This is a genomic window from Pseudomonas sp. EL_65y_Pfl2_R96 (genome assembly GCF_963970905.1).
Lineage (GTDB): Bacteria > Pseudomonadota > Gammaproteobacteria > Pseudomonadales > Pseudomonadaceae > Aquipseudomonas.
This window is the reverse complement of the sequence record NZ_CAXAQH010000002.1, coordinates 337,626-350,617: the sequence shown is the minus strand read 5'-3', so window position 1 is coordinate 350,617 and position 12,992 is coordinate 337,626. Positions and strand designations below refer to the sequence as shown.

19 protein-coding genes are annotated in these 12,992 nt (G+C 57.9%); 11 read left to right on the top strand and 8 right to left on the bottom strand.

The window, feature by feature from the left end; translation table 11 throughout:
- Positions 1–21: 21 nt before the first annotated feature.
- From AACY49_RS04280 to AACY49_RS04245, 8 genes are all read right to left on the bottom strand, one after another.
- Entirely contained in the window at positions 22–522 is a 501-nt protein-coding gene (locus AACY49_RS04280; RefSeq protein WP_339521801.1) for a phage terminase small subunit P27 family, read from the bottom strand.
- A 186-nt stretch (positions 523–708) separates the two neighbouring features.
- Positions 709–1,077: an HNH endonuclease gene (locus AACY49_RS04275; RefSeq protein WP_339521799.1), complete on the bottom strand. Its 369-nt coding sequence runs from the start codon at positions 1,075–1,077 to the stop codon at positions 709–711.
- Positions 1,058–1,402, bottom strand: a complete 345-nt coding sequence (locus AACY49_RS04270) for a phage holin family protein (protein WP_339521797.1) — start codon at positions 1,400–1,402, stop codon at positions 1,058–1,060. The genes AACY49_RS04275 and AACY49_RS04270 overlap by 20 nt, the downstream gene beginning before the upstream one ends.
- Before the next feature lie 188 nt (positions 1,403–1,590).
- Positions 1,591–2,073, bottom strand: coding sequence for a hypothetical protein (locus AACY49_RS04265; protein WP_339521795.1), 483 nt, complete (start codon positions 2,071–2,073; stop codon positions 1,591–1,593).
- A 328-nt stretch (positions 2,074–2,401) separates the two neighbouring features.
- Complete coding sequence (locus tag AACY49_RS04260; protein ID WP_339521793.1) at positions 2,402–5,098, bottom strand: bifunctional DNA primase/polymerase; 2,697 nt, start codon at positions 5,096–5,098, stop codon at positions 2,402–2,404.
- Complete coding sequence (locus tag AACY49_RS04255) at positions 5,095–5,298, bottom strand: TraR/DksA C4-type zinc finger protein (protein ID WP_339521791.1); 204 nt, start codon at positions 5,296–5,298, stop codon at positions 5,095–5,097. The genes AACY49_RS04260 and AACY49_RS04255 overlap by 4 nt, the downstream gene beginning before the upstream one ends.
- Complete coding sequence (locus AACY49_RS04250; RefSeq protein ID WP_339521789.1) at positions 5,291–5,779, bottom strand: phage regulatory CII family protein; 489 nt, start codon at positions 5,777–5,779, stop codon at positions 5,291–5,293. Before AACY49_RS04250 ends, AACY49_RS04255 begins: the two co-directional genes overlap by 8 nt.
- A 140-nt stretch (positions 5,780–5,919) precedes the next feature.
- Complete coding sequence (locus AACY49_RS04245) at positions 5,920–6,147, bottom strand: transcriptional regulator (RefSeq protein ID WP_339521787.1); 228 nt, start codon at positions 6,145–6,147, stop codon at positions 5,920–5,922.
- 96 nt (positions 6,148–6,243) lie between these two features.
- On the opposite strand from AACY49_RS04245, the gene AACY49_RS04240 reads away from it, so the two are divergent.
- The 11 genes from AACY49_RS04240 to AACY49_RS04190 all read left to right on the top strand — a co-directional run bounded on the left by AACY49_RS04240 (position 6,244) and on the right by AACY49_RS04190 (position 12,964).
- Positions 6,244–6,894, top strand: coding sequence for a LexA family transcriptional regulator (locus AACY49_RS04240; protein WP_339521785.1), 651 nt, complete (start codon positions 6,244–6,246; stop codon positions 6,892–6,894).
- Between the two features lie 207 nt (positions 6,895–7,101).
- Entirely contained in the window at positions 7,102–7,641 is a 540-nt protein-coding gene (locus AACY49_RS04235) for a hypothetical protein (protein ID WP_339521783.1), read from the top strand.
- Between the two features lie 330 nt (positions 7,642–7,971).
- Positions 7,972–8,535, top strand: coding sequence for a deoxynucleotide monophosphate kinase family protein (locus AACY49_RS04230; protein ID WP_339521781.1), 564 nt, complete (start codon positions 7,972–7,974; stop codon positions 8,533–8,535).
- A 10-nt stretch (positions 8,536–8,545) separates the two neighbouring features.
- Positions 8,546–8,821: a hypothetical protein gene (locus AACY49_RS04225; RefSeq protein WP_339521779.1), complete on the top strand. Its 276-nt coding sequence runs from the start codon at positions 8,546–8,548 to the stop codon at positions 8,819–8,821.
- Positions 8,818–9,201 (top strand): hypothetical protein, encoded by a 384-nt coding sequence (locus AACY49_RS04220; protein WP_339521776.1) that lies wholly within the window; start codon positions 8,818–8,820, stop codon positions 9,199–9,201. Before AACY49_RS04225 ends, AACY49_RS04220 begins: the two co-directional genes overlap by 4 nt.
- A complete protein-coding gene (locus AACY49_RS04215) occupies positions 9,198–9,440 on the top strand; it encodes a pyocin activator PrtN family protein (protein WP_339521774.1) in 243 nt (80 codons plus the stop codon). The genes AACY49_RS04220 and AACY49_RS04215 overlap by 4 nt, the downstream gene beginning before the upstream one ends.
- A 59-nt stretch (positions 9,441–9,499) precedes the next feature.
- The gene (locus AACY49_RS04210) at positions 9,500–9,844 is read left to right on the top strand and encodes a hypothetical protein (protein ID WP_339521772.1); all 345 of its coding nucleotides are present in this window, start codon (positions 9,500–9,502) and stop codon (positions 9,842–9,844) included.
- Between the two features lie 51 nt (positions 9,845–9,895).
- Positions 9,896–10,717 carry a YfdQ family protein gene (locus AACY49_RS04205; protein WP_339521770.1) on the top strand — a complete coding sequence of 274 codons (822 nt, stop codon included), beginning with the start codon at positions 9,896–9,898 and terminating at the stop codon, positions 10,715–10,717.
- Between the two features lie 74 nt (positions 10,718–10,791).
- The gene (locus AACY49_RS04200; protein ID WP_339521768.1) at positions 10,792–11,442 is read left to right on the top strand and encodes a hypothetical protein; all 651 of its coding nucleotides are present in this window, start codon (positions 10,792–10,794) and stop codon (positions 11,440–11,442) included.
- The gene (locus tag AACY49_RS04195; RefSeq protein WP_339521765.1) at positions 11,439–11,981 is read left to right on the top strand and encodes a phosphohydrolase; all 543 of its coding nucleotides are present in this window, start codon (positions 11,439–11,441) and stop codon (positions 11,979–11,981) included. The genes AACY49_RS04200 and AACY49_RS04195 overlap by 4 nt, the downstream gene beginning before the upstream one ends.
- Entirely contained in the window at positions 11,978–12,964 is a 987-nt protein-coding gene (locus AACY49_RS04190; protein WP_339521763.1) for a phosphoadenosine phosphosulfate reductase family protein, read from the top strand. The genes AACY49_RS04195 and AACY49_RS04190 overlap by 4 nt, the downstream gene beginning before the upstream one ends.
- The last annotated feature ends 28 nt before the right edge of the window (positions 12,965–12,992 follow it).

Here is a 12,992-nt window from a genome sequence, read left to right as displayed (position 1 = left end):
GCAAAGCCAGTCACTCGGTCGTCAGCTGAAGTATTTGTCTGCGGCGTCTCGTTGGTCATTTGGGAATAGATCACCTTGCGGTGCCGGGGCAGTTTTCAGATTGCGCCGGGACATTGGCGACATGCCGAACTGGGCGCCGGCGGCATTGGCACGCTTCTCCGCGTCGTTCGCGAGCTGCCGAAGTACGTGCATCTGTTGCGCGCCGGTCTTGAAAGTCTGGATATCGCCGCCCAATTCATCATCGGATGCGGCGTTGCGCTTAGTGATCAGCCGCTGGTAGCGACGCCAATCCGCCACGGCCTGGCAATACGTGGCCAGTGCCATCGAATCCAACTGCGAAACGATGCCCAGAGAGATCAGCGCGGGGACCAATTCGTCCCACTCTGCGATCGCTTCAGCAGACAAGACATCGGGTCTTGGAGGTGCGCCCACCGGTACGGCCGGCTTTGCTACCTGCGCAAGCAGGTCATCAATATTTTCCCGCCCCTTGTTTCCCTGCAAAAGTTTGAGCGCCGCCGGCATTCCGGGGCGCCCCGAGTTTCCATTTCCGGCCATAAATAACCCCTGCCTGTTGATACCCCCCCTCCCTCATTTTTCCCGACTTTGCGTAAAGAGGGGGGCGAGCGGTCTAGAAGGAAGTCCAAATGAAGTTTTTCACCCCCCCTACCCTCGGGGTTGTGCCATTTTTTGGTGCGTGCGGATGGTCGGTCACCGGTTCCAGTGATGCCCCGGATCGATCGGCCTGCCATCGACGCGGCACCCGGGCAGCCGCCCGCTCTTCTCGATCCGCTGCTTTGTCGAGTCATGGCAGAACTTGCACAGGCTCGCCCAGTTCTTCGGGCTCCAGAACAGCTTCCATGCCGCCTTGATACGCACCGGATCACCGCTGTCCTTAGCGTCCTTCAGTTTGGGAGCGATCTTGTGGTCAACGATGGTCGCAGCCACAGGCCGCTGATCAGTCGAACACATGGTGCAATAGGGATGTTCCCGCAGATGTCCATCGCGAGACTTCTGCCACTTGTACCCATAACCCCGCTCAGTGCTACTGCCGCGCCGATCACTGTTCAGATTGGACATCGACAGGCACCTCACTCACGCCGAGCCGCTTCGCAACCCAACGCTCATACAGCCCGATCGCCACATCGGCGCCGCCCATTGCGGTGAGGCAACCAAACGCGCCCGCCGTCCAGATCGACATTCCAGCACCGATCATCAGCATCATTGCCGACACACCACAGACAATGCAGGCACCAGACCGCAAGGCCAACCGCCGCAACAACGCCCAGCCCCGCGCACCGTCTTTATCTGCTCGCCACATCTCACCCGAAACACCGCCGACCAAGGCCAAGAGGATCACTAACCAGATCGGCATTTCCGCCAGCGCCTGCTGTTCATTCGTCATGTTCTGTCCTTACTGGTTGCGCCGTTCGCCGAGAATAGAAAACCCCGCCGAAGCGGGGTTAGGTGACCGGCTCAGGGAAGGCCGGGTGAAGCTGCACAGCACGTGCGAGGTCAGCGCCAAGGCGCAAATTTCATATCGTGGGGACTTTTTACCCCCTGAGTACGGAACCGAAAAGGGGCCATTTTCGGTTATCCCGCTTGACGCGACTTTGACGCAGCTTTGAGGAGACTTTGAGGTAAACCACCCCGACCAGTGGCAAGCCACTTGCGAGCCTCGGCCCGTTCAGTCAGCACCTCCAACAACCGCTGATGCAGCCGGTGCACCAGGTCGTAATAGGTCTGCTTGGCGCTGGACAACGAATCAAGCAGATGAAGCTGCATCAGCCAGGTCGGCGCCGGATCATCGCTATATCGCAAGACTGCTAACCGATACAACCGCTCGCCCCGCTCGTCCTGCCGAGCCAGATCCGACAACGCAGCACCAACCACTTGCGCAACTTCATCAGGCCCAGCCCCGCCGCTGAGGATGATCCGCGACCCAGGCGTACCACGCGGCGCACAACCGCCCCACTCCATGATCGTCGCCATCGGACTGCCCATGCCGCCCACCTCACCATTACGCCGAAGCTGCTCGCCCCAATGCTTCAGCAGCACTTCCATTGCCTCGATCATCGCCCTACCCCCCGAGAAAACGAACCCGACACAAAAAACTCACTACCCAACACAAACCCAACACAAATAAATCCCTTTAAATTCAATACCTTTAACAACTTTGTGTTTAGTGTGTTGGGTTTGTTGGGTTCATCTGTCCTCGCATAAGAAAAAGTTCTTACCGTTGCTCGCCATCGAATTAACGTCACGCATGCGCGCACGCGACACCAAACCCAACACACCCGACACAACGCCCGCAAACCCGTGAAATTCAAGGACAAAACCTGTGTGTAGTCTCGAAAACCAACCCAACACACACCCGACACACCCAACACACTTTTAAGCGCACTCATGCCGCAGCCGCCTTCACGTGTTCCCAGTTGTCCACGTTCCACCCTGCCAGCTTCGCCTGGGCACGCCAGTCGCTAACAGTCTTGCCCAGGTCTGCCGCCTTCAGTGATGGGGGCTGGGAAGCGCCGGGATCATTGGGAAAGAAGAACGCACCAAAGCGCCGGTTACTGCCTTCAGTCCAGGGAATGGACCGGGTTTTATCCACCTCCGAGCCAATAAACAGCGAAAACTTCGTCTGACTCATCACGTGTTCTTTATTGCGGTGGCACCACTCAAGGAACAGCGAGTAGAGGTCGGTCGAGAGGCACACACCCCATAAATCTCGCCCCAGCTCGCCGTACTTCCAAAGGTTGAGGAATGTTTGCCAACCGGCCCGACTCAACGCCACCAAGCGTTCACGCGCGTCCGTATTCGGCGGCCGAGTGCGCTCGTCGAAGTCACCCAGGTCTATCGACAGTAGCCAGCCATATAGCGCCGCCACCCCGCCGTTTTTCAGCTCTTGGCCGATAGCCTTCTGGCGAACTTCGGGTAGGGTCTGCTCGGGCCACATCACCAGCATCCGCCGATCGCTCTCGCTGATCGGCCAAGGCATGATCTCGTTGCTCAGGAACACCGCGTTCATGTGGTTGGCTTCTTCCCAGCCATTGATGAACTTGGACTCCATGCGCACCGTTTTGCCGGTGATCAAATGCTTGATCTTGCCCACCTGGTTGTATCGCTGATCGCGGCTGACAACCTCTTCAAACACCGACCACAGCTTGCGGCTTTGCCAGGCATTGAAGTTGCTTTCCAGCTGCGTCTGCCCGACTGTCGCGGCGTACTGGCCGTAGAGCATCCCCAGTGCATCGGCGAACAACAGGCTTTTGCCCGAGCCCTCCATGATGGAATGCATCAAAACCGCTGTATCCATCTTCGCGCCCAGGTGCTGAAGCGGGTACGCCATCCACCGGGTTAACCACCGCGCCGCGTCCTCATCGTGGTTGCACAGGAACGAAATCAACCAGCGCAGGTTCGCGCAGGCATCATCGTCCCTGACCGGCTCAAGCGGCAGGCCGTCGAACGTGTTGATGTAAACACTCGGGTCTTTGGTCATCGTCGGATCAAAGACGATATGGTCAACATCGACCACCCGCCGCTCGCTACTGTTCAACCACAACGGGTACGTGTCGCCCAGCGCCATTTTCACAGCGCCTTCGGCAACGCGGCGTTTCTTCTCTCGATCCCAAACGTCCTTCGTGCCATCGATGTATACGTAACGCTCGGTCGGTGGCATCCCGAAGGCACCTCCCTTCTTACCGGCCATGCGCCGTGACTGCTCGATATCGCGCACATGGTCATCTGATATCAGCTTGCGGTGCTCGGTATCTTCCCCCCATTGTTTTGCCAGCGGTTTGCCGACACGCGCCTCAAACGCCGACTTCTTCATCACCCGAGACTGGTCGAAGTCCCACACATGAGTGGTTCCTTCCACCAGCGCATACCGGCGGAGAATCTGTTCAAGCGTCAGCACCTCCCCCGCGCGCCCGTCAGGAGCCGGAGCGGCCTCACTGTTGCCGTCCGCCGCACAGTTCGGCTCGCTCATGTCACCAGATGGGGTCAGGGGAAGATCACGCGGATCCGGTCGAGAAGAATGCTGCATACCGAGCAACCGCGCCGCGTCCTTGACGGCGCGAGACTGATCACCGCCGTGCTGCAACAAACAGAACACCTCGAACGCATCGTTCTGATGACCGTTCGCGAGCGGATCGGCGCCATGGTGCGAATACACCTTGCCGTCACTGACCGTCACACCTGGTAGCCCGGTGCCGCTGTGTGGATACAGCCACTTACTGCCGCGCTTGATGTAATCATGCGATCGCAGCAGCTCTTCAACATCATGACTGCGATTGAACTCGTCAATCACCGAGGGCTTACCCGCCGTGGGTGGTGCACGCTTGATAACCTTGGCCACCGGTTTTTTCGGCTTGGGCGCCCACGGGCAGGCCGCTTCACCGTCGCGCTTAAAAATGTCCCAGTTTTGCCAAATGGCCAACAGTTCAGTAGTCAGCGTGGGCAAACCATCTGTGGCATTCGGCGGCGTACGCCAGGTGTACGGCTTGCCAGTGCCCGGATGGATCGACGGCGGGAACACGTCCTGCACCAGACCAGCACGCAACTCGAACACAGTGAAGCGCTTGTAATCCTCGGCTTCTGCCTGTGCTGCCGCTTCACCCGCTGCATCGCCAAGCTCTTTCGCCGCCTTTGCTTTCGCTCCCAGTGCCTTGAAAATCGAACCGTCCGGGTCATTTTGATTCGGCCACGAAAGCGAATGCCGGGTCAGCTCGATACCGTCCGGCAACTTGAACAGCACGCGGAACCGCAGCGGGTTACCGACAATCGTCGGATACACCACGGCCATCGCATCCAGATCAAGGCCCAGCAGCTCGTACAACACGTGACGCGTCCACTGCACGTCATCCACGTCCAACGAACAGACGCGACTCGGCCCAAGCACGACGCCCAGGTTGTGGTTAGGATTTCTTTTCCAGAATGCTTCAGCGGCTAGCGGGTCGGTGATGTACCCGCCCGGCTTGTTCCAGCCCTTCCCCTTCGGACCTTTCTCACCGGGCTCAATAGGGACCAGCGCCCACCCAAACGTGTCGATGTAGAACTGAGCCCAATCAGCAGTTGGCAATCCATTGTCTTTATCAGTCATCTGCGCCGCTCCCGCAACCCCTGGCAACTGACGCAGGTTTCGCAACCTTCAATCGTCTGCTGTCGAAGCAACGGGATAGGTTCATCGCAGTCCTCACAGAACTGCGCACTGACGCGAGTCGTTGGGATACGACGGTTGAGGTGGATAGAAACGTCGAGCAGGTATTGCGCTTGGTCGTTGGCGCGATCGATATCATCCATTTAGGCGATCCTCCATCGCTTGCCGAGCACCGGCCATGATGCCCAACACCTTGCGAATCACATCAGCGCCGTGCTTTTCCAGCAGAGCTACTTCATGTGGCTCCCAGATGTTGTCGGCCGCCCCATCATGCATGCTCGAAACGAATACACCCGTTTCATGCAGCAGACGGCTCACTGCGAGTAACGCCTGCTTAGTCGGTGCCGCCGGCTCGGGCTTGTACCAAACCATTCCAGCGGGACGCATCAAGGCATCAAGCAGCAGCGGATTCGCGGTCAGCCGGATGACCTCTTCAAGCTCATCAGGATCTAGCCAGCGGCGCTCTTCGTCGTGTTTGAGTTTCTTCTGGAGGGTGTCGTAGTCAATGACCATGTCCAGCGCCAGTGCGGTCACTCCGCCCCGAAAATCATGACCCGCCCGATATAGCGCTTTACGCAGCGAAAGAACCGGCCCATTGGCCGGCGACTGATTTGAGCTACTCATAACCGTAAATTCCCCATTTACGGCCTAGCCATAAGAAAAGGTACGACCTATCCTACGACTACGACCGATGTGCATGTGCTGTGTATCGTCGTAGCCGGCTGGGGGATTCTTTGGTGAGAGGCCCCAGCCCGGCACCCTTGTTATGTGGACTTGGAACCACGCAGGTAAGCCCAATCGATCTCCGGGCGAAGCTGCTCACAGGTAACCTTCCCCTGTGTTTCACGCTCAATGGATACAGCCAGACCGCCGCTAGCACGTCGATTGCCATACGCAATTTGCTTCAGCTGCCCCACTGTCGTGCCACAGCGCACAGCCAGCTCAGCCAACGCAGCTTTATCGAGTCCCTTTATGTATGCATGCAAGCTCATGTGCACCTCCGTTTCGCAAAAAGATAGCAGCCGCTAACGCCATTAACAATAGCTGATTGCAATTTACAAAATGCTAAACGGTTCTAAGATGCCTAAATGAATATCAGCCAGCTCCGCGTTGAAGCCCTCAGGGCCCTGATCGGCGACCTCAAAACCAAAGAGTTTGCCGACCGGTACAATCTAGATCCGTCATACCTTTCCCAATTGCTGAATGGCCATAGGCCATTAGGTGATAAGGCCGCAAAGAATCTTGAAGATAAGATCGGCCTTACTGGCGGAACACTGTTGATGCCCGCGCGCTCAGCCCAGGACGGCTTGGCGCTTGGCATTGACCAGGCACCAAGTCTTATAAACCCTTTCCGGCGGGCTCCCATTCAAGGAGTAGCCCAATTGAAACAAGACGGATTTTGGGATGAGCTGGCACCAGCAACTGGCTGGGTTGATGTACCCACTTCAGATCCGGCTGTTTACTCGCTGCGCATCAAAGGGGATGCGCTAGCTCCAGCTATACGCAATGGCTGGGTGGTTTGGTGCGAGCCAAAGCATGAATTGGTTCCAGGGGAATACGTCGTTATCTACTGCACCAACGGGCAGTGCATGATCAAGGAATTGCTCTACTCAAACGTCGATGAAGTAAGCCTCATGTCCGTTAATGACGGGTATGGCAGGTTGAATATTCCGCGAAGCGACATAGTAAAAATTCACTATGTCGGCGGGATTGTTCCCCCTAGCCAGGTGACTGAATGACGGGACGTAATCGGATTACCGAACACACAAAGGAGCTATGCTAGATGAACGACAAGCCTAAACAGCCACCACGTCCGACTCCTCCAACCCAGCCAAAACCAAGCAGGGATAGCTTCAACGATGGCAAAAGCCGCGAGAAAGGCAGCGGCCCAAATACGATCTCCGAAAGTCGCCCTGTGCCGCCTCCACCTCGCCGAGATCCTTGAAATGACTGACACCGACAAAGCAGCTGGAGAGTTGTACGAACTAACGTTCTATGTTCAGCGCTGCATTCGTTATCATATGCGCAGAACTGCTTTCTTTATGCGCTGGGGACGATTCACTGCCTTTGTCGGTGTTATTTCTGGATCCGCCACTGTCACATCACTGCTGACACACGCCCCAACATATGTTGTAACAATATCAGCGTTGCTAGTCACCGTCGCATCCGCGACTGACCTGGTTGTAGGAACAGGACAAAGGGCATGGCTTCACAATGACTTGCGTAAGCGCTATCTAGATATCGAGGCCGAAGTACTGGCCTGCGCGCGCCCTATTCCTGATGATTTGATGCGTCAACTCAAAAGCCGCATTCGACGCATCGAAGCTGACGAACCACCGACACTGCCAGCGTTAGAACTTTTAGCAAGGGATGACGTCATCAGATCCTTGTACACCAAAGAAGAAGCAGCTGCTTACCTCTGCAAACTCTCTTGGTTCAAACGCACCACAGCACATTGGTTTGATTGGGATACATCCGAAGCCTGAGCCTAACCTTTCCATCAAAGAAACCGCGTTTGCGGTTTTTTTTGGTCCACAAGAAAATAAGTTAGCGGTAGCTATTGTAAATATATTTAGCCATTGCTAACTTTGTTTCGTACACCTCTCACCAAGAGTACGAGACATGCAAACGACACAGCACAGTCCTACCCGCTGCCCGGTGTACCTGCACCCCGCAGCATGCACCAGCCCTCAGGCGGTTGACTCCATTCAGAAACGCACCGGCCTACTGGTGATCATTACCCCGGGTTGCCGCCTGGCGCCTGCAAAATCGGACGTATCCGGGTATGAGCCCGGCCCATTCGGGGGTGATGCAGCATGACGCCTCTTTTAATTGGCCTTGCTGGCCGCGCCCGCTCTGGCAAAGACACCGCCGCGCAGCACCTGGTGAACAACCACGGGTTCCAGTCGTACGCCTTCGCCGATCCGTTGCGTGACGGTTTGATGCACATCCTCAACCTGAGCCCTTGCGACTTCGAAGGCGAGCAGAAGGAACACCCGCTGCCGTGGCTCGGTCGCTCTCCGCGTGAACTGATGCAGTCGCTGGGTACCGAGTGGGGCCGCAACAACGTGCACCCTGAGCTGTGGCTACTGCTGGCCGCGCAGAATCTCGACCTGCTGGCCCGCACCCACGACACCGCACGCGGCTTCGTAGTCAGCGACCTACGATTCGAGAACGAAGCCCAGTTCATCCGCAACCGGGGCGGCGTGGTGATTCACCTGTATCGACCATCGGCACCGGCGGTGAACGCACACGTCAGCGAAGACGGCATCCGCTGCCTTGAGCAGGACTTGATGCTGGCGAACGACGCCTGCCTGGCCACGCTCCGCGAGAACCTCAATTCGATCGTGGACATTCTGCGCCACCGCGCAGCCGCCTGAGGACAGCGCCATGAACCGCACCCTGGATGAAACCGCCGCATTGCTCGGACTCAAGCCCCGTGCCTTCCGCACCAGGCTGCGGGAGCTGGGCATCTTGAACAGCAGTGGCGACCTTGCCAGCCAGCACCGCGACCGCGGCTACCTGTTCTCGGACCCGCGCAGCACCTTGATCCCCTCGATCAACAAATGCCATCACTACTCCGTGGTGATGGTGAAGGAGGACGGAGTGGATTGGTTGGCCAAGAAGCTGGGAATCACCATCACAAAAAAGGACGCCGCAGCATGAAAACCAATCAACTCAACGCCTATACCCAGGCACTCGGCGCCCTAAAGCTGATTCCGATCTACCTCAACTGCCCTGGGGTCATAAGCCGCGCAACGCTGGTCGGAGCCTCGACCGAAGCGGTCCAGTTGCTGGAAAACATGCCGGCACTCAGCACCGAACTGGCCGAGGTATTCCGCTGCGTCAACAACGTCATCCACAAAGGCCAGACAGTCTACGTCACCCCGACCAACTCGCCCGAGTACCCCTTCGGTGCCGTGGTCGCTGACGAAAAGGGCCACGTCTGCGCCGCCGGCATGGGCAAAAGCAAAGAGGGTCTGGCCGAATTGATCCGCCTGAAGCTGGGGCCCCGCTCGGAGGGGTTCGGGGAGGATGCAGCGTGAGCAACACCCTCGACCAACTGCGCCGTCAGTTCGCCACGCCATGCCCATCCCTGACGGCGGTACGTGAGCACTACTTCACCCACATCCGCACCGACCGTTACCTGCTGAGCGAAATCAAGGCAGGCCGCATCCAGTTGGTCGTGACGCGCCTGCACAACTCGGCTCGCGCCAAACCGGTGGTGTACCTGCACAACCTGGCCGCTTACCTCGACGCCCAAGCGGCGAAGCAAGCAGCCTGATTCAACGGTGTCCCCTGCCGTCCAGGGACAATCAACCCGCACTCAATGAGGCACAGCACATGAGCAAAGCACGACCCTTCATCGACACGCTACGGGACATCGAGGCCGGCGGTCTGCTCGATGAACTCAGCGAAACCCAACACAGCCTGGTCGACGCCATCCGCATGACCGGCAAGGGCGGAGAGCTGGCCATCAAGCTTACCTACAAGCCTGACGGCAGCGGACAAATGACCATCAAGGCCGACGTCAAAGCGAAAGAGCCGATCCTGTCTCGCGGCACATCGCTTTTCTTCCTGACGCCAGAGGGCAACCTGACCCGGCGCGATCCACGGCAACAGGACTTGCCGCTGCGCACCGTCAACGAAGATCAGGTGCCGGACAAGTTACGCCACGTCAGTCAGTAACTCCTGATTCGCAAACCTCTCACCACAGCATCACCCAATGGAGCACATCCAATGCAACAAGCAATTCAACAACTGGTCACTTTCGCCCAAGCACTCGGCAAGCCGATTGATCACCCAGGGCTGGCAACGCCAATCGCACTGCTGCCCGATGGCGTGAGCGTCCGCGACCTTGAACATCTGCTGCCAAACCCCACCCGCACCCGCCAGAAGCTCACCGTGCTGGACGCAGAGTCCTTCATTAACTACGTAAACCGATTCGGCGATGACGCTACCGCGGTGTTCTGCAACGGACCAGAAGGCCGCACCTTCTCAGCCGTCATCGACTATCACCAACCGACTAGCCCAGCCTGGCGCGACCACATCGCCACTTACCGCTGCCCGACCACCATAGAGTGGGGCCGCTGGAAAGAGAACGACCGCAAACGCATGGATCAGGCCACCTTCGCCGAGTTCATCGAAGAGAACGTCAAGGACATCACTCAACGCGAGAATGAAGCAAACGATCCAAGTGCTGCCGACATGCTGGAAATTAGCCGCACGCTGGAAGCCAAGAAAAACATCACCTTCCGCCAAGGCACACGCCTCGACAACGGCCAGGTTCAGTTGACTTACAACGAAGAAATCGACGGGCGTGCTGGTGAAGCGGGCCAGCTGCGTATCCCCGAACAATTCTTCATTGCTGTGAAGCCGTTCCTTGGCGGTGACGCCTTCTGCGTCCCTGCCCGCTTCCGCTACCGCATTCTGGAAGGTCGCCTGCAAATGTGGTTCGAACTGGTGCGCCCCGACAAGGTGCTTGAAGAGGCCTACAACGCTGTCCGCCAGAAGATCCAGAGCGCAATCGGTGAAGTACCGCTGTACGAAGCCACCCTGTAACTAAACCCAAGCAACACCCCGCCGCCGGCCTCTCACCAAGAATCCCGGCGGCGGGCTCTACCGGAGCACAGCACATGCACGCACAAGACCTGATCATCATTGCCAGCGGCACCTTCACAGCGCTGCTGTTGATGGGCTACTACATCCGCAAGATCATCTTGCGGGCGTTCGACCGACACTATGATGCCGGCGCTCGCGACCAAAAGATGGAACACGGCGCCCGGATCGCGGTGCTGAACGAAGACATTGCCGCACTGACGAAGCTGCGTCACCGCGAGGCCCAGCAACTGGCTAAGCTTCGTACGCAGATGCAAGGCATCAAAGCAACGCCCTTCACATCGACCGACTATCGCGATCTGATGCAGATCACCCAGTTCCTGGCACTCGCACTCCAAACATGGAAGGCGCTACCGGGCACAGAGTCCACGCAAGCGAAGGCCGATCAACTGATCAAACTGTCCCGAACCATGGCCCACCGGGTTTTCCATACCGTGGAAACAGCCGCAGATCTCAACGCGCAGTCACTGGATACCCTGCTCATCGATTGGCTCGACAAGCGCGGCACCTTCACCGCCGAGCCCGAGCTGAGCTCGATCAGTTTCCCCCACGAAGCCGACACCGAGGGCTACCCGCACCTACGCGATGCCCTGCGCGAAGCTTTCGAACTGGACCTCAACCGCCAAGCCGTGGCGCTGGGCCAACTGTCAGAGGAGGACGCAGCATGACCTGGATCATCACCCACAGCGGCCGCCAGTTCGACCTGGTAAACCCAACTGCCGCCATGATCAGCCCCAACGACATCGCCCATGCACTGGCCCACCTGTGCCGGTTCAACGGTCACACCCGCACCCACTACAGCGTGGCCCAGCACAGCATGCTGGTATCGAGCCTTGTCCCAGCCAAGCACCAACTGGTCGCCCTACTCCACGACGCGACCGAAGCCTACATCGGCGATATGACCCGCCCACTCAAATCCATCATGCCAGGGCACCGCGTGATCGAAACGCTGATTTGGCACGCGATCTGCGCCCGATTCAACCTTGATCCAACACTGCCGGAATGCGTGGTACGAGCCGACCTGGCGGCCCTGGCCACCGAACGCCGTGACCTGATGCCCGACCACCCTACCGAATGGGAATGCCTGAGCGGAATCCCACCAATGCGGAACTACATCACCCCACTGCCCGCTCAAGAGGCCGGCATGCAGTACTTCAGCCGCCTGATGGAGTTGATGCAACGTGATCACCGGAGGGCTTACGCGTGACCATTCAAAATATTGTCAGCGTGAGTGGCGGAAAGGACAGCACCGCCACACTACTCGTTGCTATCGCGAAAGAGACACCGAATCTGCAAGCAGTATTTGCTGATACGGGCAATGAACATCCACAAACATATGAATACCTCGACTACCTGGAACAGGCCACCTACACCAAAATCACACGGGTTCGTGCCGACTTCGCCAAGCGTATCGCAGGAAAGCGCAAGTTCGTTGAAACCAAATGGCGAGAGCGTGGCGTTTCGGAGCCCGTAGTGCTGGCAGCACTTGAAGTACTTCAGCCTACCGGAAACCCCTTTCTGGATCTTTGTATCTGGAAGGGCCGATTCCCAAGCCGCAAAGCCCAGTTCTGCACCATGGAGCTGAAGCGTGACCCAATGCTTGAGCAGGTCGTGATGCCGATGATGGGCAAGGGAGACATGGTCATCAGTTGGCAGGGTGTCCGCGCCGATGAATCGCTCAACCGCCGCTATCTGCCCGAGTGCGATGAAGTTGGCGGCGGGCTTTTCAACTATCGGCCGATCTTAAAGTGGGATATCCCGGCGGTCTTCGAGGCTCACCGATACATGGGCATCAAACCCAACCCACTCTATTCCCAAGGTATGGGCCGAGTCGGCTGCATGCCATGCATCAACTGCCGAAAAGACGAACTCCGGGAGATCGCCCTGCGCTTTCCCGAGGTTATCGACCGCATTGACCGCTGGGAACGAATCACCCAACAAGCAAGCAAGCGTGGCGCAGCGACGTTCTTCGCCGGATCGAACGCCAAGCACCCGAAGGGTTCAATCGCCAACATGAGCGCGATTGAAGTGATGGAAATTGCCAGCATACGTCAGGCCGTCGAGTGGTCGAAGACCGCACGTGGCGGCATTCAATACGATCTCATGATTGCCACTGACGCCACATCCTGCTCTAGCGCGTACGGACTGTGTGACTCAGAAGACGTCAGTGAAAAGCTGGAGGCGGCATGAACAAACAACCTAGTTCCGCTATATCCGC